General features: G+C 67.4%; 22 protein-coding genes. 9 read left to right on the forward strand and 13 right to left on the reverse strand.

From position 1 onward, the window contains the following. Window positions 1-30 precede the first annotated feature (30 nt). The gene (sigJ, locus tag AB0N05_RS30180; protein WP_364700018.1) at window positions 31-954 is read left to right on the forward strand and encodes an RNA polymerase sigma factor SigJ; all 924 of its coding nucleotides are present in this window, start codon (window positions 31-33) and stop codon (window positions 952-954) included. A 73-nt stretch (window positions 955-1,027) separates the two neighbouring features. Here sigJ and AB0N05_RS30185 read toward each other — a convergent pair whose 3' ends face one another. Further along, a complete protein-coding gene (locus tag AB0N05_RS30185; RefSeq protein WP_364700020.1) occupies window positions 1,028-1,276 on the reverse strand; it encodes a hypothetical protein in 249 nt (82 codons plus the stop codon). Window positions 1,277-1,466: 190 nt separating this feature from the next. Here AB0N05_RS30185 and AB0N05_RS30190 point away from each other — a divergent pair, with 190 nt between their 5' ends. Next, entirely contained in the window at window positions 1,467-2,648 is a 1,182-nt protein-coding gene (locus AB0N05_RS30190; RefSeq protein ID WP_364700022.1) for a pyridoxal phosphate-dependent aminotransferase, read from the forward strand. A 92-nt stretch (window positions 2,649-2,740) separates the two neighbouring features. Beyond that, the gene (locus AB0N05_RS30195; protein ID WP_364700024.1) at window positions 2,741-3,385 is read left to right on the forward strand and encodes a LysE family translocator; all 645 of its coding nucleotides are present in this window, start codon (window positions 2,741-2,743) and stop codon (window positions 3,383-3,385) included. Between the two features lie 2 nt (window positions 3,386-3,387). Here AB0N05_RS30195 and AB0N05_RS30200 read toward each other — a convergent pair whose 3' ends face one another. From AB0N05_RS30200 to AB0N05_RS30215, 4 genes are all read right to left on the reverse strand, one after another. Beyond that, entirely contained in the window at window positions 3,388-4,794 is a 1,407-nt protein-coding gene (locus AB0N05_RS30200) for a M1 family metallopeptidase (RefSeq protein WP_364700026.1), read from the reverse strand. 61 nt (window positions 4,795-4,855) lie between these two features. Continuing rightward, on the reverse strand, window positions 4,856-5,494 hold the full coding sequence (locus AB0N05_RS30205; RefSeq protein WP_364700028.1) for a LysE family translocator: 639 nt from the start codon (window positions 5,492-5,494) through the stop codon (window positions 4,856-4,858). 60 nt (window positions 5,495-5,554) lie between these two features. Beyond that, window positions 5,555-6,229 (reverse strand): DUF3239 domain-containing protein, encoded by a 675-nt coding sequence (locus AB0N05_RS30210; protein WP_364700030.1) that lies wholly within the window; start codon window positions 6,227-6,229, stop codon window positions 5,555-5,557. Between the two features lie 65 nt (window positions 6,230-6,294). After that, complete coding sequence (locus AB0N05_RS30215) at window positions 6,295-7,953, reverse strand: DNA repair helicase XPB (RefSeq protein ID WP_364700032.1); 1,659 nt, start codon at window positions 7,951-7,953, stop codon at window positions 6,295-6,297. Window positions 7,954-8,234: 281 nt separating this feature from the next. Here AB0N05_RS30215 and AB0N05_RS30220 point away from each other — a divergent pair, with 281 nt between their 5' ends. Then, complete coding sequence (locus AB0N05_RS30220) at window positions 8,235-9,749, forward strand: cellulase family glycosylhydrolase (protein WP_364700035.1); 1,515 nt, start codon at window positions 8,235-8,237, stop codon at window positions 9,747-9,749. A 292-nt stretch (window positions 9,750-10,041) separates the two neighbouring features. Further along, window positions 10,042-10,569: a hypothetical protein gene (locus AB0N05_RS30225; RefSeq protein WP_364700037.1), complete on the forward strand. Its 528-nt coding sequence runs from the start codon at window positions 10,042-10,044 to the stop codon at window positions 10,567-10,569. A 6-nt stretch (window positions 10,570-10,575) separates the two neighbouring features. On the opposite strand, the gene AB0N05_RS30230 is transcribed toward AB0N05_RS30225, so the two are convergent. The 4 genes from AB0N05_RS30230 to AB0N05_RS30245 form a co-directional block, all read right to left on the reverse strand. Continuing rightward, a complete protein-coding gene (locus AB0N05_RS30230; protein ID WP_364700039.1) occupies window positions 10,576-12,918 on the reverse strand; it encodes a helicase-associated domain-containing protein in 2,343 nt (780 codons plus the stop codon). A gap of 51 nt (window positions 12,919-12,969) precedes the next feature. Beyond that, complete coding sequence (locus AB0N05_RS30235; RefSeq protein WP_364700133.1) at window positions 12,970-13,158, reverse strand: hypothetical protein; 189 nt, start codon at window positions 13,156-13,158, stop codon at window positions 12,970-12,972. Window positions 13,159-13,294: 136 nt separating this feature from the next. Then, window positions 13,295-13,918: a resuscitation-promoting factor Rpf1 domain-containing protein gene (locus AB0N05_RS30240; protein WP_364700041.1), complete on the reverse strand. Its 624-nt coding sequence runs from the start codon at window positions 13,916-13,918 to the stop codon at window positions 13,295-13,297. 409 nt (window positions 13,919-14,327) lie between these two features. Next, the gene (locus AB0N05_RS30245; protein WP_364700043.1) at window positions 14,328-14,558 is read right to left on the reverse strand and encodes a hypothetical protein; all 231 of its coding nucleotides are present in this window, start codon (window positions 14,556-14,558) and stop codon (window positions 14,328-14,330) included. Window positions 14,559-14,742: 184 nt separating this feature from the next. On the opposite strand from AB0N05_RS30245, the gene AB0N05_RS30250 reads away from it, so the two are divergent. Continuing rightward, window positions 14,743-15,189 (forward strand): cold-shock protein, encoded by a 447-nt coding sequence (locus AB0N05_RS30250; protein WP_364700135.1) that lies wholly within the window; start codon window positions 14,743-14,745, stop codon window positions 15,187-15,189. 146 nt (window positions 15,190-15,335) lie between these two features. On the opposite strand, the gene AB0N05_RS30255 is transcribed toward AB0N05_RS30250, so the two are convergent. From AB0N05_RS30255 to AB0N05_RS30265, 3 genes are all read right to left on the reverse strand, one after another. After that, window positions 15,336-15,866, reverse strand: a complete 531-nt coding sequence (locus tag AB0N05_RS30255) for a DUF2771 domain-containing protein (protein ID WP_364700045.1) — start codon at window positions 15,864-15,866, stop codon at window positions 15,336-15,338. Between the two features lie 17 nt (window positions 15,867-15,883). After that, a complete protein-coding gene (locus AB0N05_RS30260) occupies window positions 15,884-17,920 on the reverse strand; it encodes an MFS transporter (RefSeq protein ID WP_364700048.1) in 2,037 nt (678 codons plus the stop codon). A gap of 175 nt (window positions 17,921-18,095) precedes the next feature. Beyond that, window positions 18,096-18,890 (reverse strand): glutaminyl-peptide cyclotransferase, encoded by a 795-nt coding sequence (locus AB0N05_RS30265; protein ID WP_364700050.1) that lies wholly within the window; start codon window positions 18,888-18,890, stop codon window positions 18,096-18,098. Between the two features lie 17 nt (window positions 18,891-18,907). On the opposite strand from AB0N05_RS30265, the gene AB0N05_RS30270 reads away from it, so the two are divergent. Both AB0N05_RS30270 and AB0N05_RS30275 read left to right on the forward strand, forming a co-directional pair. After that, a complete protein-coding gene (locus AB0N05_RS30270) occupies window positions 18,908-20,011 on the forward strand; it encodes a DUF3027 domain-containing protein (protein ID WP_364700052.1) in 1,104 nt (367 codons plus the stop codon). Window positions 20,012-20,568: 557 nt separating this feature from the next. Next, a complete protein-coding gene (locus AB0N05_RS30275; RefSeq protein ID WP_364700054.1) occupies window positions 20,569-23,586 on the forward strand; it encodes an ATP-binding protein in 3,018 nt (1,005 codons plus the stop codon). Between the two features lie 193 nt (window positions 23,587-23,779). Here AB0N05_RS30275 and AB0N05_RS30280 read toward each other — a convergent pair whose 3' ends face one another. Beyond that, window positions 23,780-24,394: a TetR/AcrR family transcriptional regulator gene (locus AB0N05_RS30280; RefSeq protein ID WP_364700056.1), complete on the reverse strand. Its 615-nt coding sequence runs from the start codon at window positions 24,392-24,394 to the stop codon at window positions 23,780-23,782. 128 nt (window positions 24,395-24,522) lie between these two features. Between AB0N05_RS30280 and AB0N05_RS30285 the strand changes: the two genes are divergently transcribed. After that, on the forward strand, window positions 24,523-26,601 hold the full coding sequence (locus AB0N05_RS30285; RefSeq protein ID WP_364700137.1) for a neutral/alkaline ceramidase: 2,079 nt from the start codon (window positions 24,523-24,525) through the stop codon (window positions 26,599-26,601). The last annotated feature ends 80 nt before the right edge of the window (window positions 26,602-26,681 follow it).

Below are 26,681 nucleotides of genomic sequence, written 5' to 3' on the forward strand. Positions count from 1 at the left end.
GGCCCGGAACACCGCCGTAGGATCGGCTCGATGGTTGCCGCTCTTCTCGCCGACTTGTTCGAATCACATCGGTCGCATCTGCTCTCGGTGGGATACCGATTGACCGGCAGCGTGAGCGACGCCGAGGACGCGGTGCAGGAGAGCTGGTTACGGCTCGCGGTGGCACACCAGTACGAGATCGAGGATCTGCGCGCCTGGCTCACCACCGTCGTCAGCCGCATCTGCCTGGACCGGCTGCGCAGCGCGTCGGCCCGCCGGGAAAAGTATGTGGGGCAATGGCTTCCGGAGCCCATCGTCACGGCGACCGGGCCCTCCACCGCGCCCGATCCGCTCGCGGTCGTGGTGCGCAAACAGGATTACCGTTTCGCCGCCCTCGTGGTGCTGGACACGCTGACCCCGCCGCAGCGGGTGGCATTCGTGCTGCACGAAGGATTCTCGGTGCCGTTCGATGAGATCGCCGACATTCTGGGCGTCTCCGTCGAAGCCGCGCGGCAGCTGGCCGTCCGGGCTCGCAAGGCGGCGGCGCGCACCCCGGATCCGGTACCGGACGAAGAGCATGAGGTCGTGGTGCAACAGCTGCTGGCCGCGCTCGGTCGCGCCGATATGGATGCCGTTGTGGCGCTGCTGCATCCGGACGTGCGCACCATCGGCGATGCGGGCGGCACCACCTCCACCGCGATCAATGTGGTCTCGGGCGTGGACAAGGTGGCGCGCCTGTGGCTGGGCCTGCGGCGCATGCATGGTCTCGGCGATCCGGAAGCGTTCCGGGAATCGCTCGAATTGGTGCTGGTGAACGGGCAATTGGGGGTGCTGGTGCACGAGCGCGCCTTTGTGGACGGGCGCTCCGGGACGCCGACTCGTGTCTACGGATTCACCGTCAAGGACGGGAAGGTCTGGGGCGCATATGATCTCGCGAACCCGGCCAAGCTCAAGGGTATTCACGTTCCGCACTGAGATATTCACGTTCCCCGAACTGGGCCCGGTGGGCGGCACACCCCCGACACGGCTTGCCGCACACCGGAAGTCGTCAGTTGGGGGTGGCCGAACCGGCGCTGGTGCCGCAATCCATGCCACCGGACAGGCTGACCGAACCGGTCGGCGTGCACTGGCCGATGCCGGATCCGGTGCCCGATCCGGAACCCGGAATGCTGGAGCCCAGGCCCACATCCGGGGTGGACGAACCATTGGACCAGCCGCCGATGAGCTGGGCCGCGAGATGATGCACGAAATCGACTGCAGCGGCCGGATGTAGAAGAAGATCGATATATGAGGGCACGTTTCGCCCCTTTCAAGAAACCGCGGTAGCGGTGTGAGATAAAACACGGGCAGGCTAGCTGCCCTCGGGGCAATGCACAACGAGCCAGGTAGAGGGCTCGAATGAAATGTGAAACATAGCTGTTCGCTATTGCTTCGCAACCATTCCGTCGTTCCGGAGACCGGCACCGCGCGTCGACTATCCTCCGGTCATGCCCAAGAATCCGACGGTCGCGCGCCTGCGTCCCTTCGCGTCGACGATCTTCGCCGAGATGACCGAACTCGCCGTCCGTCACGGAGCCGTCAATCTCGGGCAGGGCTTCCCGGACTCCGACGGCCCCGCGGGCATGCTCGAAGTGGCGCGACAGGCCATTGCCGACGGCCTCAACCAGTACCCGCCCGGACGCGGCATGCCCGTCCTGCGCCAGGCCGTCGCCGCCGACCGCGCGCGCCGCTACGGCACCCACTACGACCCGGACAGCCAGGTGCTCGTCACCGTCGGTGCGACCGAGGCCATTGCCGCCACCATCCTGGGCCTGGTCGAGCCCGGCGACGAAGTGGTGCTCATCGAGCCGTACTACGACTCCTACGCCGCAGCCATCGCCCTCGCCGGGGCCCAGCGCCGCACCGCCCGCCTGGTCCCGGACGGCGACGGCTTCGCCCTCGACCTGGACAGCCTGCGCGCCGCCATCACCCCGAAAACCCGCATGCTGCTGGTGAATTCGCCGCACAACCCCACCGGCACCGTGCTGTCCCGCGCCGACCTCACCGCCATTGCCGAGATCGCCATCGAACACGACCTGTACGTCATGTCCGACGAGGCCTACGAGCACCTCGCCTTCGACGGCCACGAGCACATCAGCCTCGCCACCCTGCCCGGCATGTTCGAGCGCACCGTGATCGTTTCCAGCGCCGCCAAGACCTTCAGCGTCACCGGCTGGAAGATCGGCTGGGCCTGCGCCCCCGCACCGCTTCTGGACGCCGTGCTGGCCGCCAAACAATTCCTCACCTTCGTGGGCGGCGGCCCCTTCCAGCCCGCCGTCGCCCACGCGCTGAACAATGAACAGCAGTGGGTCGCGGCCCTGCGAGACACCCTGTCCGAGAAGCGACTTCGCCTCTCCTCCGCGCTGAAGGAGGCCGGATTCGATGTGAAGCGCAGCGACGGAACCTATTTCGTCTGCGCCGACATCACCCCCCTCGGCGCGACCGACGCCTACGCCTTCTGCCGCGAACTCCCCGAACGCCTCGGCGTGGCGGCCGTCCCCGTCAGCGTCTTCGCCGACGACAAGGACTCCTGGAGTCACCTCGTCCGCTTCACCTTCTGCAAAAAGGAAGAAACCATCGCCGAGGGCGTCCGCCGCCTCCGCGCCGCCCAGCCCTCCACAACACGCTGACCCGACGCGCCGAAGTGGATGGCACTCTTCAAGGCCAGTAGCTCGTAATTGGACCGCGACACGCGGCCGGACGATCGGCCAAGATCGAAGGCGTGAGTGGGACAAGTGCGGTACTTGGAGTTGCGGCCATCGAACTGGGACTGGTGCTGACGCCAGGCCCGAACATGATGTATCTCGTGTCGCGCACGGTCTCCCAGGGCCGCCGAGCCGGATTCATTTCACTCAGCGGCGTAGCCGTCGGATTCGCCGTATACCTGGTCGCCGCCACCGCGGGACTCACCGCAGTCTTCGCGGTGGTTCCCGCCCTGTATCTGGCCGTGAAGCTGGCCGGCGCGGCCTATCTGGTCTGGCTGGCCTGGAAAACCTTGCGCCCGGGCGGCCTTTCGGCCTTCGCGCCCAGCGAGCTCCCCGCCGACCCGACCCGCCGGCTGTTCACCATGGGCCTGGTGACCAACCTCCTCAACCCCAAGATCGCCATCCTGTACATGGCGCTGATCCCGCAGTTCATCGTCCCGGAGCTGGGTCACGTCTGGTTGCAGAGTCTCGGTCTCGGCACGGTGCAGATCATCATCGCGCTCAGCGTGAACGGGCTGATCGTGCTGACCGCGGGCGGGATCGCCGGATTCCTGGCCGGACGTCCCCTGTGGCTGCGCGCCCAGCGTTATGTCACCGGCTCGGTGCTGGGTGCGATGGCCGTCATGGTCGCGAGCGATCGGGCCAGGCCGCTGCCCGCCTGATCTCACGAACGCAGGGAACCCGGGAACAGGAATTCGTCCGAAGGCCGGTCGGTCCGGTCCAGCCAGGCCTCGAAGAAGCCGGTCAGCTCGTGTGGCGTCTTGGACTGCATGAACTTGCGGAACTCCGGCATGGACGCGTTCCCGTACTTGTGCGCCATGACGAACTCGCCGATGGCGGGGAAGAAGACCTCATCGCCGATGGTCCGGCGCAGGGCGTGCAGGAACAGCGGTCCGCGCGTGTAGACGGTCGTGAATTCATAGCCCGCGCCGGGGTTCTGGAGCGCGATCTCCCAGTACTTCGGAGTGTCACGGTATTTCGCGACGGTCTCCCGGTACTGGGCGTCGACGTCCTTGCCCTCCTTGCGTTCCGCCCACAGGTAGTCGGCGGTGTAGCTGGCGAAGCATTCGTTCAGGCAGACGTCGGACCACTGCTGCACCGACATGGAATCACCCCACCACTGGTGGGTGATCTCGTGCACCGCCGTATTCAGGTCCGTCCAGGGCGCGTAGATGGGCCGTGACTGGGTTTCCAGGGAGAATTGCAGGTCGGTGTCCACATAGATGCCACCGGCCGTGTCGAACGGGTACGGGCCGTACAGCTGCTCCTGGAAATCGAGGATCTCCGGCAGTCGTGCCTCGATATCCTTGGCCGCCAGCGCATCCGGTGCGAAGGCGCTCAGCAGTGGGGTGCCATTGCCGCGCCGCTGCTCCAGGAATTCGAACTTGTCGATGGCGATGGTGGTGAGGTAGCCGATCACCGGCTGCCGCATCTCCCAGTCCACGGTCCGATTGCCGCCCTGCACCACATCGCGGACCTTCGCGCCATTGGACATCACCTCCCACTCCTGCGGGACGGTGGCGTGCAGCGTGAAAGTGGCCTTGTCCAAGGGCGTGTCATTGAGCGGATACCAGCTGGTGGCCGAATGTGGTTCGCCCGCAACGAAAGCCCCGCCGCTGGGCGAGAGCACCCAGCCCTCGCCGTCGGTATTGGCGACCTCGCCCGCGTACTCCACCTGCACCGTGAACGGCAGGCCGGGCAGCAGCGGGATCATCGGGGTGATCACCAGTTCGTGCTCGTCACCGCGATCGAACCAGGCGGGGAGGTTGTTCACCGTCACCTTGGAGATCTGCGGGCCGCTGTAGTCCAGGTCGAAGACCCGCAGCGCCTGGGTGGCGACGGCCTCGATCCGGGTCGAGCCGGTGAGCTGATGGGACGGCGGGTCGTAGCCGATGGTGACGTCGTAATGCTTGGCGTCGTAGCCGCCATTGCCGTCCAACGGATAGTAGGGGTCGCCGAGACCGGGCGATCCGGTGAATGGATCGGCCGTATCCGCTTGTGCGGGAGCCGCACTCGTGATCGCCAGCAGCGCCGCCCCCGCCGCGGTGAACCGCCACCAGCTGTCCTTCATCCGCAAAACCGCCCCTTTTCCGGAAGATTCATTTCCGGGGCGATGCTAGTCGCCCGATTGTTCAGTTGGTGCTGCCCGACACGGCCACGCTGGCACCCAACCCGATGATCATCACCCCACCCGCGCCGCCGACCGCCTCCAGGCGCTTGGGTGACTTGGCGAACCAGTCCCGCGCCGATCCGGCCGCCAGCGCCCACACGGTGTCGGACACCAGCGCCACGGCCAGGAAGATCGCCCCCAGGATCAGCAGCTGCACCGGCACCGGCCCGGCCGACGGCTCGATGAACTGCGGCAGCACCGCCGAGAAGAAGATGATGGCCTTGGGGTTGGTCAGGCCGACCAGCACGGCTTGGCGCAGCGCCCGGCTGGTGCCCACCGGTTCCACCTTGGACTGCAAGGCTTCTCGCAGCGAGCGCCGCTCCCGGATCGCCTGGATCCCGAGATAGATCAGGTACATCGCGCCCGCGAACTTCACCACCACCAGCGCTATGGCCGACGCCGCGAGGATCGTCCCCAGTCCCGCCGCCACCAGGCACAGCACCACGAAGACCCCGGCAGAATGTCCGAGGACCGACAGGAAGGCCGCCCGGCGACCGTAGGACAGCGCCCGCCCGATCACGAAAAGCACACCGGGGCCGGGGATTATGATGATGACAACGGCGGCGACCAGAAATGCCACCAGGTTTCCCACGGGGATCATCGGATCATTCTACGTACCTTGACAAGGCGTTTTCCTGTTGTTATTCCGGCGACCCGGGAGCTATCGGCGGAGCTCCTCGGGAAGCTGCCGGGGGTCCAGCAGCAGGCGTTTGGCATCCGCGTGCCGGACCTTGGCGGCCAGATCCAGATTGTCGGTGAGCAGCTGCCACTCCACCTCGCGAATGGCACCGCGGGCGCGTTCGATGATGTTCAGATCGCGGGTGCCCCAGGCGATCGGCATGGCGCTCACCGACTGCCACAGATCGCTGACCCCGACCGAGGTGGGGGCGCGGTCGATGCGGACGGTGACCGCGGGGACGCGTTCGCCGGTGCGCGGGCGATGGCCCGGCAGGGTGCGCACGGTCCGGGTGACCAAGGCGTAGCGCGGACCGTCGGCGCTGGGCTTGGCCAGATTCACCAGGGCGAGCAGGGTCGCGCCCTTGCCATTGGTCTCCGACACCACCGCGGGCACCAGTTCGCCCGCGGCATACAGCTTGTCGACCCGGCCGCGGTGCGGGGTGTAGAGCCCGATGAACAGGGCCGTGGCCGCGCCCAGTACGAAGGCCACCGCGAGCAGATACGACCACGGATGGTTCAGCCAGATCAGGAATCCGCTGCCCAGCCCCAGCCCGACTGCCGCGCTGATCGCCAGCACGCGCAATCGCCGCAGGTCCGCGACGACTTCGTTGACCGCCCTGGCATGCTCACGGTCCACCGCGAATTCGAAGCGTCGCACCTTCGTTCCCTCCCGCCTCTGGAGGCCGGTTCACCAATGCCATGAATTGGAGAACAGTCCTCCGCTTATCCTATCGTCGGCCCCAGCAGGTCGTCCGCATCGGTGATGCGATAGGCATACCCCTGTTCCGCGAGGAAACGCTGCCGATGTGCGGCGTATTCGGCGTCCAGCGTGTCACGTGCGACCACGGAATAGAAGTGAGCTTGACCGCCATCCTGTTTCGGCCGCAGCAGCCGGCCCAGCCGCTGGGCCTCCTCCTGCCGCGAACCGAACGTGCCCGAAACCTGGACGGCCACAGACGCTTCCGGTAGGTCGATGGAGAAGTTAGCAACCTTGGAGACGACGAGCACGGGAATTTCGCCCTGGCGGAACGCCTCGAAGAGCTCCTCGCGCTCCTTGGTGCGGGTGGAACCCTGGATGATCGGCGCGTTCAGATGCGCGCCCAGCTCCTCCAGCTGATCCAGGTACGCACCGATCACCAGGCTCGGCGAACCCTTGTGCTGCGCCAGAATCGATTCCACCACAGGCAGTTTGGTGCGCGCGGTGGAGCACAGCTTGTAGCGCTCCTCCGGCTCGGCGACCGCGTAGGCCATGCGCTCGGCATCGGTGAGCGTCACCCGGACCTCGACGCAGTCCGCCGGAGCGATCCAGCCCTGCGCCTCGATGTCCTTCCAGGGCGCGTCATAGCGCTTCGGGCCGATCAGCGAGAACACATCGCCCTCGCGGCCGTCCTCACGCACCAGCGTGGCGGTCAGGCCCAGGCGGCGGCGGGACTGCAGATCGGCGGTCATGCGGAAGACCGGTGCGGGCAGCAGATGCACCTCGTCGTAGATGACCAGACCCCAGTCGCGGCTGTCGAACAGCTCGAGATGGCGGTACTCGCCCTTGGTCTTGCGGGTGACGACCTGATAGGTGGCAATGGTGACCGGCCGGATCTCCTTGCGCTCGCCGGAGTATTCGCCGATCTCCTCCTCGGTGAGCGAGGTGCGCGCCAGCAGCTCGCGCCGCCACTGCCGCCCGGCCACGGTATTGGTGACCAGGATCAGCGTGGTCGCCTTGGCCTTGGCCATGGCCGCCGCGCCCACCATGGTCTTGCCCGCGCCACACGGCAGCACCACCACACCGGAGCCGCCCGCCCAGAAGGAATCGGCGGCCATCTCCTGATAGTCGCGCAGATGCCATTTACCGGCGGTGTAGTCGAGTTCGATGGGATGCGCCTCGCCGTCCACGTACCCCGCAAGGTCCTCGGCGGGCCAGCCGATCTTGAGCAGCATCTGCTTGATCCGGCCTCGCTCGGACGGGTGCACGACCACGGTGTCGTTATCGAGGCGCTCGCCGAGCATGGGGCTGATCTTCTTGTGCCGGAGCACTTCCTCCAGCACCGCCCGGTCCAGGCTGACCAGGGTGAGGCCGTGCGCCGGATGCTTCACCAGCTGTAGCCGCCCGTAGCGGGCCATGGTGTCCACGATGTCGACCAGCAGCGGCTGCGGCACGGCATAGCGGGAGAAGTTGACCAGGGCGTCGACCACCTGCTCGGCGTCGTGACCGGCCGCGCGGGCATTCCATAGCGCCAGCGGCGTGATCCGGTAGGTGTGCACGTGCTCGGGCGCGCGTTCCAGCTCGGCGAATGGCGCGATGGCCTGCCGCGCCGCGCCGGACGCCTCGTGGTCGATCTCGAGCAGCAGCGTCTTGTCACTTTGAACGATGAGCGGACCGTCGGTCACGACACCTCCTGGTTGTCCGACCCGAACGGGCCGTCGTCCATTGTTCCTGATGGGACCGACAGTGGTCGCCGTGGGAAGGGACGGGGGTCGGTAATGGAACCGGCGGAACGCGATGTCAATTCCGTGAAAGCGGTCAAGACCCGAGTTTCTGTGGCTACGATCACTCCAAAAGTTGGACGGTTGTCCATTTGGACGTTTGATTTAGCTGAATAGAGGTGCCGATGTCGAGACGAGGCAGACGGTGGTTGGCGAGCGCGGCGGCAGTGCTCGCAAGTGCGCTCATGATGACGGCGACGCCTGTGCACGCCGATCCGGCGGGGGCCGGGCGGATCCGGATCGACGGCTCCCGATTCACCGACGAGTACGGGCGGGTCGTGCTGCTGCACGGGGTCAACAATGTCGACAAGGACGCTCCGTACATCGAACCCGGCGACGGATTCACCCTCACCGCCGACGATGCGGCCCTGCTCGCCCGGCACGGATTCAACACCGTGCGGCTCGGCGTCTCCTTCGACGGACTCATGCCTACCCGGGGCGTGGTCGACACGGCCTATCTTGATCGTGTCGCCTCCGTCGTGGATACGTTGGCGCAGTACGGGATTCACACCCTGCTCGACAATCACCAGGACGGCCTGTCGAAGATCTGGGGCGGCAATGGCTTTCCGGAATGGGCGCTGCAATCGCGACCCGGCGCGCTCGAACCGAACCTCGGCTTCCCGCTGTACTACCTCATGCCCAGCATGAATCAGGGCTGGGATGAGGTGTGGAACAACAACAATGGCGTCCTCGACCACCTGGGTGACGCGCTCGGGGCGCTCGCCGCGAAGGTCGGGAATCGGCCGGGAGTCCTCGGGATCGAGCTGCTGAACGAGCCGTGGCCCGGCTCGGCATTCCTGTCCTGCTATCCCGACGGCTGTCCCGGGTTCGACGTGAAATACCAAGCGGCCATGCAGAAGCTGACGAACGCGGTGCGGGCGCGCAGCGAGGTGAACGTCTTCTGGGAACCCAATGTGACCTGGAACGAGACCATGCCGTCGAACCTGGGCAAGAATCCGCCGATCAGCTCGCCGGATATCGCGTTCGCACCGCACGACTACTGCATTCCGAGCCAGCTGGCCATCTATCTTGGCCTGCCTGTCTTCCTGCGCGCGCTGTGCCCGGTGCAACAGGACAAGACGTGGGGGAATATCGATTCCTTCACCAATCGCACGCACATTCCGACCCTGGTCACCGAATTCGGCGACGGCGATGCCACGGTGCTGGCCAATACCTTGAAGCGCGCGGACGAGCGGTTCATCGGCTGGCAGTACTGGCATTACGCCTCGCGCTTCGGTGCGGGCGGGCCGAAGCCGGATCCGTTCCTCGGCGATGTCGGGCGGCAACTGGTGCGGACCTATCCGCAGGCCACCGCGGGCACGCCGGGACGAATGATCTTCGATGCGGACAATGGCGATTTCGCCTACCGGTACACGCCGCGGGCCGGAACGAAACCGACCGAGATCTACGTGTCCGATCTGCACTACCCGAATGGGTATGAGGTGCGGGTCGACGGCGGCACGGTGACCTCGGCGGCCGGGGCGCGGGTGGTGACCATCGAGGCGAACGCGACGACTCCGGTCACGGTGTACATCAACCGTCCGGGTTCGAAGGGCGCGACGGTGCCTACCGGATCGATCGGTACGGGTTCGGCGGATTCGGGGTCCTCGGGCTCATCGGATTCGGGCTCGGGCAGCAGCGGTTCGAGCGGAACCGGTTCTGCCGGAACGGGTTCCGTGGACAACGGCTCGTCGAGATGATCAACTATTCCCTGATTCGCATGTGTAACGAGTCACGGATCGGGTACGACACCACCCATGGCGCAACTTTCTGGACGAGCGCCCAAATCGAGAGGGAACACTCGTGAACGTTTTCGGCCTGCAACTCCTCCAAAGCCTGCTGCCCACCATCCTCAACCTCTCGCTGATGGGCATGCGCGGCCTCTCGATGATCTAGATCCCTCGGCGGGCTGATGCGGTCCGGGCAGCTCACGGGTTATTCTCACCGCGTTCACGGCAGCCGTGAATTGTTCGGTGAGAAAGGTTTTCGCTAGTGAAGTTCGCAGGAACGAGGCCGATCCTCCGCCTCGTGCTCGCCCTTGTGGCGGTGGCCATTGCCGCGTTTGCCGTGACCGGGTGCTCGATGCTCAAGGACGCCAGTAAGTCCGATACGGCGAAGGCCAAGGTAGGGGACTGCATCAATGTCCTCGAAGGCTCCGCGACCGACTCCAAGACCGAGCCGGTCGCTTGCTCCTCGGAGAAGGCCGTCTACAAGGTCGCCCAGATCTTCGACAAGAAGACCGAATGCAAGGAAGAGCAGACCTCCTACGAGGAAGCCTTGAACGGTGGCACCACGGCCTTCCTGTGCCTGACGCCCAACTTCAAGGAGGGCGCCTGCTACAACGAGAGCAAGACCACCGGCTACAAGTACGTCCAGTGCACCGCGCCGGAAGCCTCCTTCAAGGTGACCAAGCGCATCGACGGGCAGGCCGACGAATTCCTCTGTGACACCAGCTCGGCCATCGGCTTCCGCATCGTGCCGGATCCGAAGACCACTTTCTGCCTCGGTAACCCGAAATAATCTCGACTATTCGACGAGAGCGACCGACGCGATCCGGTGCAGCGTGAAGTGCCGGACCGCGCCGGTCACCGGGTCGAGGGCGTCCAATTGGCCGCCGCCGACCTTCAATGGTTCGACCACGCGCTGCGTCGCCACACCGGAGGCGTCGACGTAGCCGATATGGATCGGCCGTCGCGTGCGCACCGCCAGTTGCAGCAGGTTCAATGTCGCGGCGGTGCTGGTGCGGCTACCGTCCGAGCGCACGGTCTGGCCCGGGCGGGAGTTCGCGGCCCGTTCCCCGGCACGCAATTCCGCCACCAGGGCCTGCAATTGCTCGGAGTTCGGCGGATTCGGCCGCCAATTCTGGCGTTGATTGGCGCGCGCCGCCAAGCGCGCGCCGCGCGGGCGCAGGTCCACGATCGCGCCCGAGGAATCCTCGCCCGCCGGACTGAATCCGGCCGCCCGCAAGTGCTCCAATACCTCACCGAGCGATGCCTGCGAGATCGCGACCGTCGGCGCGACCGCCCGCAGCGCGAGCACACCGGCCACCGGGGCGGCCAGCACCTCCGCCAGCAATCGCGGATCCTCGCTGCGGACAAAGGATTGCGCCATCCCCGCGCGCAGGCGGCCGTGCCGGCGCGCCACATCGTCGATGAGATAGGTCAGCGACTGCGGCACCGGGGTGCGGGAATGAGTGGTGAACAGATTGTGCAGTTCGGTGGCCGTCGCGCCCGCGTCCAGGGCGCGCCGCACCGAGATATCGCTGATCCGGTAGACCGTTGCGGCCCCGGCGGATTCGACATCGGCGACCAGTGAGATCCGGTCCTGCAATTCGGGCGTGAGCGGGCCGGGGGCGATCACCGTCAGATCCGCCTGCACCAGCACGTGATCCACCGGATCCGGCAGCGCGGCCGCCATCTCCTTCTCGGCGTCCTCCGGCGAGCCGTGCAGCAGCGCCCGGCCCGCGGAGGTGACCGCGCCGCGCGCCACCAGGCCCAGCGTCTGCGCCTCGGCCAGGGTGCTTTGCACCGCCTCCAGGCGATAGTGCCGCCGCCAGCGCGGCTGCCGCCACGCCAGCACGCGGCCCAGATCGGCGGCCGAAACCTCGGTGCCGGTCGGATATTCGGCCAGCAGGTCCAGCACGGTGCGGCGATCGCGCACGGCGTGCACATTGCGCAGTTCCGCCGACAGGGCCGCGAGCGGCTTGTCATTGGCGTCGCGCATGCCGATCATCCACGGGAACCGGTCCAGTTCCAGCCAGGCCTGGGCCAGCACCACCCAGCGGCGCGGCGGGATCACGGCCAGCCAGGCGTCGGCGGTGGTGGTGGGGGCCCAGTAGTCGTCGGTGGTATCGGGTTCCGGCGGCGGTTCGGGGACGCCCTTGTCGAGCAGGCGTGCCGCGCTGAGGATTTCGGCCAGCAGGCCGAGCCGGGTCTCGTCGATGCCGGTCTGCTTGGCCACCTTGCGCAGTTCCCGCACGCCGAGACCGCCGGAACGCAGCGAAGGCGCGGGAGCTTGGCCGAGCACATCCAGGATGGACGCGCTGTGCCGCAGCAGTTCTCCGACCTCGCCCGCGGCGGCGGCATTCACGTCGGCGGGGGACTGCTTGCGCTGAGTCGCCTGCGGGGCGCTGAGGGCATGCGGATCGGTGACGGGTTCCCCGCGCAGCAGCTGCCCGACCGAGACCGGCAATTCCACGGTCTCGTCATCGATCCAGTTCAGCAGTCGCCGCGCCAGCAGGCGCTGAATCGGCCGGTCCTCCGGTGTCCCGGGCGCGGCATCGCGGGTGCGGCCGCGCGGGCCGGTGGTGGCCAGCTTGTCGAGGAGGCCGCGTTCGGGCGGCGCGAGTTCGGCCAGGGCCGCGGTGATCTCGGGCTCGGTGAGCGCGTCCGGCAGCTCGGTGGTGCTGCCCAGCGGCCACGGCAGGGCCTCCGGTGCGGCCGGTGTCAGGCGCAGGGCGTCGTTGGGTCCCCAGACGATGGCACGGGCGCGCAGGCGATCCACGGCCGCCGCAATGGTTTTGGCGGGCACTCGATCGCCGAGCAGGCCACGCAGCCGGGTGCGCGGCACGGGCCGACCGTGCCGGCCGTCGGCCGCGCCTTGCACCACAAGGGTTTCGATGACCGCGAAGTCGAGTGTGTCGAGTTCATCGGTGGCGCGCAGCACCGAAGCACGCTGTTCGGTGCGGGCCGCCAGCACCGCCATGGAGGCGGGCAGGGGGACGGCCAGATCCGGCCGCAGCTGTAAGAGGGTGACCAGTTCGGCGTCGCCGCGCGCGGCCAGCCACTCCGCCAGGGACGTATCGGCTCCGGCGGCGGTCTTGGTCTTGGCGGCATCGCCGGGACCGGCGGAGGTGGCGGTATCGGTCACTTCACCCGTCCGCCTCCCCGCGCCTGGCATATGTCTCGGTCGTACGTCGAATCAGCGGTTGATGACCGTGTGCGGGTGCACGTAGGGCAGCTGATCGACCGGAAGCGGGAACTCAACATCCTCACCGTACGGCGAGAGGCCGCCGGAGCGGGCGGACGAGAGCTCGGTGACGGCGTGATCGCCGTTCTCCATCGTCGGCCAGCCGTTGTCAACGTAGGGTTTCTTCGATTTGTTCACCACGTCGCTCATTCTGGCATGCACCCCGGCGAACCGCCTGATCCGGCACCCGGATTGCATACAGCAAACGCCCCGCATCGTCATTGATGCGGGGCGTTTGCCTGTTGCGAACGTTCAGAGGCTGTGAACCTTCAACTGATCAGCTGGGGAGCAGGGCCTTGTTCGCTTCGAAGAAATTGGTGATGCCCGGATCGAGCTTCACGCCACTGGACTTGGTGGCATTGATGAAGTCCAGTACCGGCTGCGGAAGATTCACACCCTGGTCCTGAGCGACCTGTACGGCACGGTCGACGGCCTGGAAGACCTTCTGCGTGTCGTCCGCGGCGGTCACGGTGCCCGGGTTGGGGTTCCAGCGCGGTGCGTCGGTGGTGGTGGGGGCGGTGCGCTGCGTGGGAGCGCTGCTGAGGCCGAGGCTCGAGGAGCAGGAGGGCCATGCGCCCCAGCCCTGCGAGGCGAGCACCTTCTCGGCGACAGCGATCTGCTGTTCGCGGGTGGCCTGATTGGCGGTCGCGGCGTACTCGCCGCCGCCGTGGGCATTCCAGGTGCTGGGCGAGAACTGCAACCCGCCCTGGAAACCGTTGCCGGTATTGATGCCCCAGTTGCCGCCGGCCTCACACTGCGCGAGTCGATCCCAGTCGGAGTCGGGTGCCGCGCTGGCGTTACCAGCCATGGCCACTCCGGCGCCGCCGAGGGCGATGCCCGTCAGGGCAACCTTGGCGACCGTGCGGCCGGTATTACTCGGCTTGCGATGGCGTCCACTCATATTCGGGTCGTTCCTCTCGACGCCCCTGCGAGGAGTGACTACCGGGGTCGAACTGAGAGGTCGTCCGGCCCGGCGCGCTGGTGCGCGCTATTCCTCGTCTTCGCCCCTGATTCCAGTTGGGGGTCCGGTTCCCGCGGGGCGAAGTTCGGTGCGGCGGGCCGGTGGCGCCGGGCTGACCCGGCTGGTGAGAGACATTACGACGACCGCCGGGAAAAATCACCATTTGGTAACCGCCGTGTCTGTCCGGGTCCCGAACCGGCGCAAGGGGTTCCACTTCGCGTCTGCGCTGGTGGTCACGGCGAGTCCCGGCCGATAGGGGTCTGTCACCCGTCCGTGACCATCCCGTTATGTGACGAAGGTCACAGGGTTGGCGAGGTAACGAATGGGGCATTACACGTGTCGCGGACGCCTACCGGGAACGTCGGCCGGACCACAACGCGAAGACGATCCCCAGAAGGAAACCGAGCGGCGCGGCCATGGCTAGCAGATACAGCCACAATCCCGGGGCCGAATCGGTCAGCAGACCGATGCCGAAGATCGCCACAATGGCCAGCAATCCGACCGCGAACAGCGCGGAAGCCACATAGAGCAGCCAACTCCCGGACCTGCGCGGCGCCTGCTTGGAAGAAGTGTCGGACACCTCAGAACCGTAAAACTGATGTGCTCGGGCTATTCACACCGGGGTAGACTCGAACGCAATCGCGTCCTGCCATCGCTGTGTGGGGCGCGTTCTTTTCGCAAACGGAAAGGTTGCGGACGATTGGTCCGTCAACCACGACTGTGCCCGGCGCGTCCGGGCATCGAATAACGAACGGGTGAGCGCAGTGCCGACCGGCAAGGTGAAGTGGTACGACGTCGAAAAGGGCTTCGGTTTCCTTTCCCAGGATGAGGGTGAGGACGTCTACGTTCGATCGTCGGCGCTGCCCGAAGGTGTCGAGGCGCTCAAGCCCGGCCAGCGTGTGGAATTCGGTATGGCGGCCGGCCGTCGCGGCCCGCAGGCGCTCAGCCTCAAGCTGCTCGAGACGCCGACCCTGCGCACTGAGCGCGGTGACCGTCCCGAACGCGGGGAGCGCGGAGATCGCCGGGGCCGCAACGATGCTCCGATCACCCGCAAGGAACCCGATGAGCTGCACGGCCTCATCGAGGACATGATCACGCTGCTGGAAACCAAGGTGCAGCCGGACCTGCGCCGCGGCAAGCATCCGGATCGCAAGATGGCCCAGCGCATTGCCGAGGTCGTGCGCGGCGTGGCCCGCGAACTCGACCACTAGGCCGAAACGCTTTCAAGCCCAACGGGCCCCGGTGAGCCACACGCTCACCGGGGCCCGTTGCCATTGGGTCCCAAGCGCTTCCAGGATCGACGACAACGGCCCTCGGTGACATGGTCACCGGGGGCCGTGAATTCGAGTGCGGGGCGCTACGCAGCGGTGCGGATCGACCAGATGGCGTGCGGGATGAAACCCTCATTGCCGTTCTCGTCCTTGGCCGGGACGGGCAGCTGGATCTCCACACCGGCCAATTGCAGGCGCGGGTCCGAGGGCGTGTCGATGGTGATGGCGCGGGCCTTGTCCGGGTATTCGCGGTGCGTCTGCATGCGCTGCACGGCGGTGCCGTCGGGCAGCTGGTAGACGAGCACCATCTGCCAAGGCGCATCGACGATCTCGCTGGGCAGCGAGAGCTGCAGCGGATATCCGGCGGGCACGGACACGGTGGAGATGGACTGGCTGTTATCGCAGTCGCGCAGGTCCAGGGTGTTGTTCTCGATGTGCACGGTGCAGTACATGAACGGCTTCACCACCACCGACTTGCCGTGCGCGTACGCGGTGATCTCCGGCTCCGGCTTGTCCGCATGGCGGGCCACCACGACGATGACGGCGAAATAAGCCACGGCCACCACGAGCAGGGCCGCCAGTAGAGCGACGATCGTGCGGGCTTTGGGTGTGTTCACCGGCTCGAATTCCTGTCCTAGGTGGGCTCGCCGGCGCCGTGCGCGCCGGGGATCTCCTGCTTCGCGTGCTGCGGTCGATTACCGCCCAAACCAGGCAGTAGCGAATGCCCACGGTAACTGACCACCGTTTGTACCAAGCCGAGCGCCATGACCGCCGAGACCGCAGCGAAACCTTTCCACCAGTCCGTCGGCAGCAGCACGCCCATCGAGCCGCCGATCACCCAGGACAGCTGCAGAACCGTCTCCGAGCGGCCGAAACCGGAGGCGATGGACTCCTCCGGCAGATCGTCCTGAATGGCGGCGTCCAGGGACACCTTGGCCAGTGCGCTCGCACCCGCGGCGATCAGCGTGGCCGCGGCCGCGCCGAGCAGATTGTCGAAGACGGCCGCGCTGACCGCCGCGACCACGCACGCGATGGTGCAGACCAGCACCAGCAGCGTCGGGCGGCCCAGCTTCATGCGCGCACCGCTCGCATTGCCCGCGAAGTTGCCGACCGCCGCGCACACGCCGACCACGGCCAGCATGGCCGCCTGCTGCGTGGGGCGATGCTCGGTGGCCTTCGCGACGAACGCGACATAGAAGGTCAGGAAGCCGGTCAGGACGCGGATCGTGCCATTGCCCCACAGGCCGGTCACCACCGCGCGGCCCAGCGGCTGGCGGCGCTTGTCCGGTTGCACCCTGGCGGCTTGGCCGGGTTCCAGCACCTCGGTGTGGGAATCGGCGCCGTGATAGGTCAGGGTCGCCGGGACCTCGCCCTCGGTGACCTCCACCCAGGACGGGATCTGCAAGCTCAGGTACGCGCCCGCCGCGGCCAGTGCGGCCGCGAACAGCAGCGCACCCGCCGAATGCGCCACCGAGGCGATCAGGCCCGCCACCGCGCCCGCTCCCAGCGTGCCGCCCACCAGGCCGAACACGGTGAGCCGGGAATTGGTGCGCACCAGGTCGATTCCCGGGGGCAGCACGCGCGGCGTGACCGCGGATTTCAGCACCGCGAACGATTTGCTGAGAATCATCATGCACAGGGCGAGGGGATACAGCGCCCAGGTATCGACATTGAAGATCAGGATTCCGGCGATCAGCACACGCGCGGCGAACGAGCCCGCCAGCGCCAGCCGGCGACCACGCTGCAAACGGTCCAGCGCGGGGCCGATCAGCGGTGCGATCACCGCGAAGGGGGCGATCGTGATCAGCAGGTACAGCGCCACTTTGGTCTTGGATTCGGCCGTGGCACTGGCGAAGAACAGCGTATTGGCCAAGGCGACCGCGACCGCGGCATCGGTCGCGAAGTTGGCCATGGTGGCGTAGACCAGAGCGGTCAGCCCGGACTCCTCCGCGCCATCCGCCTTCGCGGCGCGCTGGAAGGTCGCGAACCCGCGTTCGGTGAGTTCCTTGCTGCGCCGCACCGCGACTCGCGTCACGGTCAGCTTGCGGGGTGGCTTCTTCAATCCGGCCGCGTATTCGTCACCTGGATGGGGGTCCTGTGAATGCGGTTGCGGGTGAGCCGCTTCCGGCAGTTCGCGGGTGGCCGGGTCCGGGCGCTCGCTGCGTGCCGGGTCCGGGCGTGTCAGGAAGTGGTCGCCGGGGCGGACCGGGGGCTGCGGTTCGGGACCGCGCCGCCGGGGCTGCCGCGAATCGGCCGGGGGTTGCGCGGGGGGATACGACTGGGATTCGAGCGGCCGTGTGGGCGGGCTCTCGGGCTGCGCCGGGGGTTCCGAACGGCGTCGCCGGGACCACCGGGAGGTGTGGGCTCGCGTGGGTTCCTCGCCGGGCCGCTGCCCGCGCGCCGCGTCCTGCGGGCGGATCGACTGCTCGTCCCCCGGGCGCATCGGCGCCGCGTCCTGCGGGCGGATCCCCTGAGCGTCATACGGACGGGTCGGATTGCGGCGGGCCAGGAAATCCGGCACCTCGGGCTCGTTCGGGCGCGGCGGATTCGGGCGCGGATTCGGCGTATTCGCAGGCGGATACCGGTCGAATCCGGGATGCCGATCGATGAGCGGGGTCTCCTCGTCGCCCCACCGATCGGAATCGGCGCCGGGTTCACGGGGAGCAGTCACGCACCCAATTGTTGCAGTGCAGCGCCACCCCGGTGCCACCACGGCAGGTGTGCGCCCCCCAAAATCCGCCCAAAAGCCCCAAATTCCCCCGGATTCCCCCCCCAAGTCGGGCGGTGAACATGCAATGGCTGAGGGCAAACGTCGGGAAACGCCTCAGCCGTTGCATGCTCGCCGATCAATTCGGGACGAAGCGGACTTCGTAGGTGGTGGGCCAGTTTTTGCCGGTGAGGAGGAAGTGGTCGGTGCCGGGGAGGTGGGCTATGCCGTTGAGGACGTCGGTGTCGGGGGTGCGGGAAGCCTTCGGGAGGAGACCTGAGGCGTCTATGACGTCGATGACCTCGCCGGAATCCGGGTTGATTCGCAGGATTCGGTCGGTGGGCCAGGCATTGGCGTAGATCGATCCGTCGGGGGCGCAATCGAGTTCATTGAGTTTGGTGTCGGTGCGGGAGGTGAGGGTGACGGTGCCGGTTACGGCGAAGGTTTGGGGGTCGCGGTAGGTGAGGGTGGCGGTGCCATTGCTCATGACTATGCGGTTGTCGCGGGTGCACAGGCCCCAGCCTTCGCCGTCGTAGGTGGTGCGGCGGAGTTCGGTGAGGGTGTGGGGGTCTCGGGCGATGGCGATGCCGTCGCGGTAGGTGAGCTGCCAGAGCATGTCACCGGCGCGGGTGATGCCCTCGCCGAACAGGGGCGCGGGGAGGTCGGCGCGCGCGAGTCCGGTACCCGTTGTGAGGTCGATGGCGCGGACGGAGGAGCGGCCGGACAGGCCGGTGCTTTCGTAGAGGATGCCGTCGTCCACCTCCAGGCCTTCGGTGAAGGCGGCCGCGTCGTGCGGGCGAGTTGCGATGACCTCGACGCGCAGTCTCGGCGTGTCGTCGGTGTGGCCGCAGGCGGTCATGGTCGCCGCCAGGGCCAGGGCTGTGGTCAGCACGATCGGGACGGTCGCTACCGGTGCACGACGTTTGCGCTCCATACGGCAAAATGTAGGGCGTGAGCGCGGTTGGAGTTTCGGAGTCCGTAGTACGGCCGATCCTGGCGGAGGCGGTCGAGCTGGCTCGGCGTGCGCTCATGGACTTGGAGCCGTTCGGCGTCGGCCCACATCTAGGCGTCAAGGCCGAGGACGAATCAGCGGCCACGCACCACTTCGAATGCACCCTGCCCGGCTATCGCGGCTGGCAGTGGGCGGTCGTGGTGGCGGCCCCTCCGGAGGCCACCCGGGCCACGGTCAGCGAGTCCGCGCTCCTGCCCGGCCCCGACGCGCTCGTCGCCCCCGACTTCCTGCCCTGGGAACAGCGCATCCGCCCCGGCGATCTCGCCCCCGGCGATCTGCTCGCGCCGCCCGCCAATGACCCCCGCCTGGTCCCCGGCTACCTCGCCACCGGCGATCCGGCCGTGGACGACGTGGCCCTCGACATCGGCCTCGGCCGCACCCGGGTCCTCAGCCTGGAAGGCCGCCTCGAGGCCGCCGACCGCTGGTACTCCGAATTCGGCCCCGACACCGAAATGGCCCGCTCCGCGCCCTCCACCTGCGGCCTCTGCGGCTTCTTCACCCCCCTCGCGGGCTCTCTCTCCGCCGCCTTCGGCATCTGCGCCAACGCCCTGGGCGCGGACGGCCACGTCGTCCACGTCCGCTACGGCTGCGGAGCCCACTCCGACGTGGAACTTCCCACCGGCGGCGGTTCCCCCGCCTACGAGGCCTACGACGATGCCGCCTTCGACCTCATCCCCACCGCCGAACTCCGTCCCGCCACCGAAACGGCTACGGCCACTACCGAAGCCGAGACTCCCGCCGCCGAGGCCGAGTCGGTCGACGCGGCCACCGCCGAGGCAGACCCGGTCGATCTCGCCGCCGCGGAAGCCGAATCCACCACCGATGACGTGGTGAACTCGACTGTCGCCGAGGAGGATTCGACGGTCGAAGACCCGGAACCCGAAGCGCCCGTTACGAATTCCGATACGTCAGAGAACGGCGTGATCACCCTGTTCGACGTCGACCCGGACGCCGTCTACGACGACGGCTGGGGGACCACCGCGGTCGCCGTGGAACCCGAGACCGCCACACCGGGCGATTTCGGGGCGACGGACCAGCACTGAGCCTCGCGGCCCAATTCCCAGGCGGCGGAGGCATTTTCGCCGACCCGGGCTGGAGATGAGCGCCGCCGCGCGGCGAGCATCGACGAGGCGGCCGCATGTGGCCGCGGCCCACACATCTGCGGTGATCGATCGAATGGACGGGATCGAGATGGCGACCTTGTCGTCCGCGCGAACTGGGCGGCCCCGCAGGGGAGCCGAGTTCGCTGCGATAGGCCGAGCCTGCGACTCCTTCGGCGCGCGACACGTTCGGCGGTCTCCGTCGTCGGCGCGAAGGCAGTTGCGGCCGCCGGGGTGCGGGCCTTCATCCAGACTTCTTCGGTCGGTGAACTTCGTGGCGCGAAGGCGGCTGTTGGCGCTGGATGTGGGTTTTCATTCAGAGGTCATCGGCCGCCGGGCTCTCTGGGCCCTCGTGCTGTGGTGTGGGAACGCCGGAGCGCGGGCGGGGTTTTCTATCGCGGGTTGGGGGCCGGGTGGGTCCGGTGGGTTGTGGGTACGGTTCGGGAATTCGAGTGGTGCCGTGGTGCACGGTGCGACGTGGTCGGGAAGGGGTGCGGGGCGTGAGTAGTGGCGAGTTGGGGGATCCGTTCGGGACGGCGGGGCTGCGGGCGGGGGTGCTGGCGGCTTGGCGGGATTCGCCTACTCGGTTGCGGGAGGATGCGGCTACCGAGGCTGATTTGGTGCGGGCGGGGTATCGGGATCGGGTGCTGACCGAGTTGGCGCAGAATGCGGCCGATGCGGCGGCCAAGGCGGGGGTGCCGGGGCGGATCGGGGTGTGGCTGGAGGGGCGGGCGCTGCATGTCGCGAACACGGGTGTGGCGCTGGATGTTTCGGGAGTGCATGCGCTGACTGCGTTGCGCGCTTCCGCCAAGGCCGGGGCGGATGTCTCGGTGGGGCGGTTCGGCGTCGGTTTCACGGCGGTGCTGAGTGTTTCCGATGAGGTGGAGTTTCGGTCCACGCGTGGGTCGGTGCGGTTTTCGCGGGCCGATACCTGGGCGGAGTTGACGGCGCAGGGGATCGGGATACCCGAGACCGAAGCGGGTTTCGCGCCGCCCGCGCTGCGGCTGGCGTGGCCGAGTGAGGCGCGGCCGGTGACCGGTTTCGACAGTGAGATCGTGCTCCAGCTGCGCCAGGACATGGAAACCACCGGGCTGCTCGCGGGGATGCGGGCGGAGGCGGTCGATTTGCTGGTGGAATTGCCTGCGCTGCAAAGCATTCGGATCGGCAATGACGAGATTTCCAGCACCGTACGCGATCTCGACTTTGGTCTCGCGCAGCGGCGGTCGGCCAAGCCGGACGCTGCCACCGCGGATATCTTCCCCATGCCCGAGGCCGTCGGCACGGACGTCTTCGCCATGCCCGGCGCGGCCGATCAGTCCGAGCCTCGGAGTGCCGGCCTCAATGGCGTCGCGGCCGATACCCCCGAATCGGTGTCTGCGAGCCTTGACGCTCTGGGCGTCGAGCACGCGGAAATCGGCAGCGCCGGTGCGAATCTCGACGGCGGAGTGCAGGAGCTTCGGATCTCCGGGCCGGAGGGGGATGAGCGGGTGTGGTGGCAGTACCGGACGGCGCGGGCGCGATGGCTGGTGCCGGTTCGGGAGGGGCGGGCGGTGGCGGCGCATGCGGATGTATTGCGCGCGCCCACCCGGTCGGATGAAGAGCTTTCGCTGCCCGCCTTGCTGATCGCGGATATCGCCATGCAGCCGGATCGGCGGCGGGTGTTGCCGGGGGTGCGGGTGACGGATCTGGTTGCGGGGTATGCGGATTTCGCGCGGGCGCTGCCGGAGCGGGACCGCCTCGTTTTGGTGCCGGTGCCTGGGTTTGCGCGCAGTGAGGTGGATGGGCTGCTGCGGGAGGCGATTGTCGCCGAACTGCGGGAGCAGAATTGGCTGCCGGTATTGGGTGGGGTGGATGCCGCGCCGCGTCGAGCCAGTGTGTTCACCGGTGTGACTTCGGAATTGGCGGATTTGCTGGCGGATATGGTTGGGCCGCTGGTTATTCCGGAGCTTTCCGGCCGGATGAGTTCGGATGCGCTGGCGGTGCTGGATGTGCACCGGATCGGGCTGGCGCGCATTGCGGAATTGTCGAACAGTCTGGAACGGCAACCGCAGTGGTGGTATTCGCTGTACGACGCCCTGGAAGGCTTTGTTACCGATCCGCTGTCGGTGGAGGAGTTGGGCGCGCTGGCGGTGCCCCTGGCCGACGGACGGCTGGTGACCGGGCCGCGCACCGTGGTGCTGGATGATCAGCTGGAGAGCGCGATTCCGGTGCATTGGGCGCGGCTGGCGCATCCCGAGGCCGCGCATGAACTGCTGGGCCGCTTGGGTGCTCGCGCGGCCACGCCGGAGGATCTGCTGAATGATCCCGGCCTGCAGGCGCAGCTCGAGGATGATCCGGGCGACCCCGATACCGTCGCCGCCGTGCTCAGCCTGGCCCGGAACACCCTTTCGGTGCCGGGCGCATTGCCGTCCTGGCTCGGCCTGCTCGAATTGCCGGACGCCGACGGCGAACTCATGCCCGCCGACGAACTGCTGCTGCCGGACGCGCCCCTGGCCCGGGTGCTGGTGGAGGATTCGCCGTTCGCCATCATCTCGGCCGAGGCGGTGGAGCAGTACGGTGCGGAAGCCTTGCGCGCCATCGGTGTCGGCTGGGGTTTCACCGTGGTGACGGAATCCGATCCGACCGGTCCGGACCATCATCTGGATGACGAGGAATCCTGGTGGGAGGGCCTGGCCGAGGATCCGCCGGAGCTCCTCGCGGTGCGTGACCTGGACCTGGTGGACGAGGCGGAGTGGCCGGAAGCCTTGCGCCTCTTGCTGTCCGAGGAGACCACCCGCCGCCTGCTCGCCGACCGCGACGGCTACACGGCCTGGTGGCTGCGCCTGCACGCGCATATCGACGGCATCCCACTGGGTCTCATGCGGCATCCGGAGGACAACTTCTTCGCCGGTCTGCTTCCACAGCTGCCGGGCTTCTCGGCGCATGACCTGCGGGTGCTGCGCGGTGTCCTGGCCGACCCGGAGGTCATCAGCCCCGTGCTGGCGGAGGAACTCTTCGACGCCCTCGCGGACCCGGCGAGAATGCCCAGCCCCGAATCGATTTCACAAACCCACCGCCGCCTGGCCGAGGCCTACGCCACCGGTCGCCTGGACCTGGAGGACCTGGAGCTCCCCGACCGAGTGCGCGCCCTCTCGGGCGTGATCATCGACTCGGCAGACGCCTTGGTCCTCGACTTGCCCTGGTTCGGCCCCGCCCTGCCCGCGGACCGCTTGGTGGTCGGCGATATCGACACCGCCCATGATTTGGCCACCCTCCTGGACATCCCGCTCGCCTCGGAGGCCGTGACCGCCGAGGTCCTCGGCGAGGGTCGCCCGACCACCTGGACCGCCGATCCGCTCGGTGTCCTGCTCCGCCTGCAATTCGGCCTGCCCGCTCCCACAGGCGAACTCGTGGTCCACGACGACCTCCGGGTCCGCCTCTCGGGCGCATACGAAGGCATCGCCGCGGTCGCTTGGTGGCGAGAGGGCGATGTCACCCACGTCCAGGCCCAACCCCACCGGAACACGCAGCCCGACTGACGCCGCGCGAAAACCCGTCGTCCCCGCGCGCTTACGGTCGGGGCGACGGGGACTCATCGGGCGTGGTGAGCTGCTGCCCTGCCCCGGTCAGCATTCACCCACAGTTGCAGGCCTTGCCGACGGTTACGGGGTTTACAGCGCATGTAACCGTCGAGAAGGCTTGCTACTCCGGGTGAACGCCTGAACCGGTTGCTCAGGCGGCGTGCGAGACGACCATGGCGGCGACGAGGTCCAGCTGTTCGCGGACGGAGGCGCTGTCATTGTCGACGAGCCAGCGCAGGACGATGCCGTCGATGGTGTTGAGCACGAAGCGGCTCAGGGTGCCGACGGGGACGGTCCAGGTGGTACTGGTGGCCTCGCGGGCGTGTTCGATGACATCGGTGAGGGTGGAGTCGTTGAACGTGTACTGCTCCCGGGCAATTGCGAGTTTTGCCGGAGTCGATTCACCTTCGCGGAGTGCGTAGGTGGTTGTTTCGTAGGTGAGTAGTTGGCGTTCCGGAGTTGCTTCGACGTTCAGCCACATGAGTTCCAGAGCAACGCGCACCAATTTCTGAAGCGCTTCTTTTCCGGTTCCGACGTCTTGCCATACTGCTTCGTTGGCATCGACGGAATCTCGCAATTCCATCGAGAGGGCCTTGACCAGCTCGGTCATGAGTTGGTCCTTGTTTTCGAAACAGTAATGCACCACACCGAGCGAAACACCGGCTGCCTGGGCAACATCGCGCGTGGTAACTCCTGCCACGCCCTTTTTTTCGGCAAGGCCGATGGCCGCCTCGATAAGGTGGGCCCGTCGTTCTTCGACGCTCAATCGGGAGGACACTCCAGGGAGTTAAGCGTCCGCGACGCGTGCAGTCAATTCGCACGCTCGGAAAATCTCGCCTGGACGAACGTCCAGTTGCGTGGTTCACTCCCATGCGAGACAAACAGGAGGCGCGAATGGCGGTGTCGGACAACGGAACGGACCAGCAGGAATGGTCCGCGAAGGTTTCGCGCAGAACCGTTCTGGCGGGAGCGACCGCGGGGTCGGCCGCACTGGCCGTGTCGGCGACTTTCGCGCTACCCGAGAGCGAAGCGCGAGCTGATTCCGGCAATTACCTCATCGGCGTGGGCATTTCCGACATAACCGGCCCAGCGGCCGAATGCGGCATGATGGGTTACTCGCAGTTCGAGCAAACCACCGCCGGTATTCACCTGCGTCCCCGCGCCCGCGCCTTCATCCTCGGCAGCGGTGAACAACGCCTGGTCTACGTGGTCGCCGACAACGGCATGATCTTCCAAAGCGTGCACCGGGGTGTCATGCAGGAACTGGCCCGGCGTTTCGGCGACCGCTACACCGAACAGAACGTTCTGCTCACCTCGACGCATTCGCATGCCACCTGTGGCGGGTCCTCCAATGACTACGCCTACAACCTGTCCATCTTCGGTTTCCAGCAGCAGGTGTACGACGCCGAGGTGAACGGCATCGTGGAGGCGATCGCCGCCGCGGACGCCGATCTGGGCCCGGGCGGCCTGTCGCTGGGCCGCGGCGAACTGCACGACGCCAGCGTGAATCGCTCGCGAATCGCGTTCGAGCGCAATCCCGATGCCGACAAACAGCACTTTCCGAATGCCATCGACCCCACCGTCACCGTGCTGTCGCTGACCAAGGGCGGCCGCCAGGTCGGCGCGATCACCTGGTTCGCCACCCACAACACGTCGATGAGCAATACGAACCGGCTGATCAGCGCCGACAACAAGGGTTACGCGTCCTACAGCTTCGAACACGATGAGCATGGCGTGCGCTACCTGGACGGCTGCGATTTCGTGGCGGCCTTCCCGCAGACCAACTCCGGTGACATGTCGCCGAACCTGAACCTGCAACCCACCGACGGCCCCACCAAGAACGAATTCGACAACACCCGAATTATCGGCGATCGCCAATATCGCGCGGGCAAGGCCGCTCTCGCCGCCGCGAGCGCGATCAGCGGGCCGATCGGCTCGATGCTCTGTTATATCGACATTTCCGACATTGCCGTGGATGGCCGCTGGACCCCGAACGGCCAGCCGCGCCACACCACGACGGCCGCCGCCGGTGTCTCGCTCATCGCGGGCAGCACCGAGGATGGACCCGGCCTGCCCGGCATCCCCATTCCCGAAGGTGTGCGGAACCCGTTCGTCGACGCCCTCATCGGCGGCGATATGCCCGCCATTCCCGACTGGCTCGCGGATGCCCAGGCCCCTAAGGCGATTGTCGCCCCGCTCGGCATCATGCCGCCGGTGGCGTGGGTGCCGAGCGTGGTGCCGATCCAGATCGTCCGCATCGGCGAGCTCTACCTCGCCTGCGGCGGAGCGGAATTCACCATCGTGTCCGGCCTGCGCATCCGCCGCACCGTGGCCGCCGCGCTGGGCGTGCCGGTGGAGCAGGTGCTCATGCAGGGCTACGCCAACTGCTATCACGAATACGTCGCCACCCCCGAGGAATACGACGCCCAGCAGTACGAGGGCGGCTCCACCCTGTACGGCCGCTACACCCTGCCCGCCTACCTCCAGGAATTCGACCGTCTCGCAACGGCTTTCGCGGCCCAGCAGCAGGTCGGCCGCGGCCCCGCCCCGCGCGACGTCTCCAATCTGCAACCCAACTTCGTGGCCGCCCCCGGCCCCGACGCCACCCCGCCCGGCCTCGGCTTCGGTGACGTCCTGACCCAGCCCGCCCCCTCCTACGCGCGCGGCGATCAGGCCTCCGTCGAATTCGTCTCCGCCCACCCCAAACACAACAACCGCCGCAATGGCACCTTCCTGGAAGTGCAGCGCGTCACCGCTTCCGGCTGGACCCGGGTCGCCAATGAGGGGGAGTGGGCGGTCAAATTCTTCTGGAGCCGCCGCGGCACCGACGTCTCCGCTGCCCGCTTCACCTGGGATATCCCCGCCGACGCCACCCCCGGCCGCTACCGCTTCCAGCACTTCGCCGACCAACTCGCCGCCGACGGCTCACTCCACCCCTTCACGGGCCTCAGCAACGAATTCGACGTGCACTAAACAGGTCTCATAAACGGTGAGGGAGCTGTGGGGGGGGGGGGGGGTGTGGGGGGGGGGCCACCCCCCGGGACCCCCCCGCT

It is taken from the genome of Nocardia sp. NPDC051030 (assembly GCF_040683015.1).
In the GTDB taxonomy this organism is placed as follows: Bacteria; Actinomycetota; Actinomycetes; order Mycobacteriales; family Mycobacteriaceae; genus Nocardia.

Bases quoted from the DNA above. Each gene is read 5' to 3' on its own strand.
- sigJ (WP_364700018.1), top strand. From the start codon at position 31: ATGGTTGCCGCTCTTCTCGCCGACTTGTTCGAATCACATCGGTCGCAT.
- AB0N05_RS30190 (WP_364700022.1), top strand. From the start codon at position 1,467: ATGCCCAAGAATCCGACGGTCGCGCGCCTGCGTCCCTTCGCGTCGACG.
- AB0N05_RS30200 (WP_364700026.1), bottom strand. From the start codon at position 4,794: ATGAAGGACAGCTGGTGGCGGTTCACCGCGGCGGGGGCGGCGCTGCTG.
- AB0N05_RS30205 (WP_364700028.1), bottom strand. From the start codon at position 5,494: ATGATCCCCGTGGGAAACCTGGTGGCATTTCTGGTCGCCGCCGTTGTC.
- AB0N05_RS30220 (WP_364700035.1), top strand. From the start codon at position 8,235: ATGATGACGGCGACGCCTGTGCACGCCGATCCGGCGGGGGCCGGGCGG.
- AB0N05_RS30240 (WP_364700041.1), bottom strand. From the start codon at position 13,918: ATGAGTGGACGCCATCGCAAGCCGAGTAATACCGGCCGCACGGTCGCC.
- AB0N05_RS30265 (WP_364700050.1), bottom strand. From the start codon at position 18,890: ATGGAGCGCAAACGTCGTGCACCGGTAGCGACCGTCCCGATCGTGCTG.
- AB0N05_RS30285 (WP_364700137.1), top strand. From the start codon at position 24,523: ATGGCGGTGTCGGACAACGGAACGGACCAGCAGGAATGGTCCGCGAAG.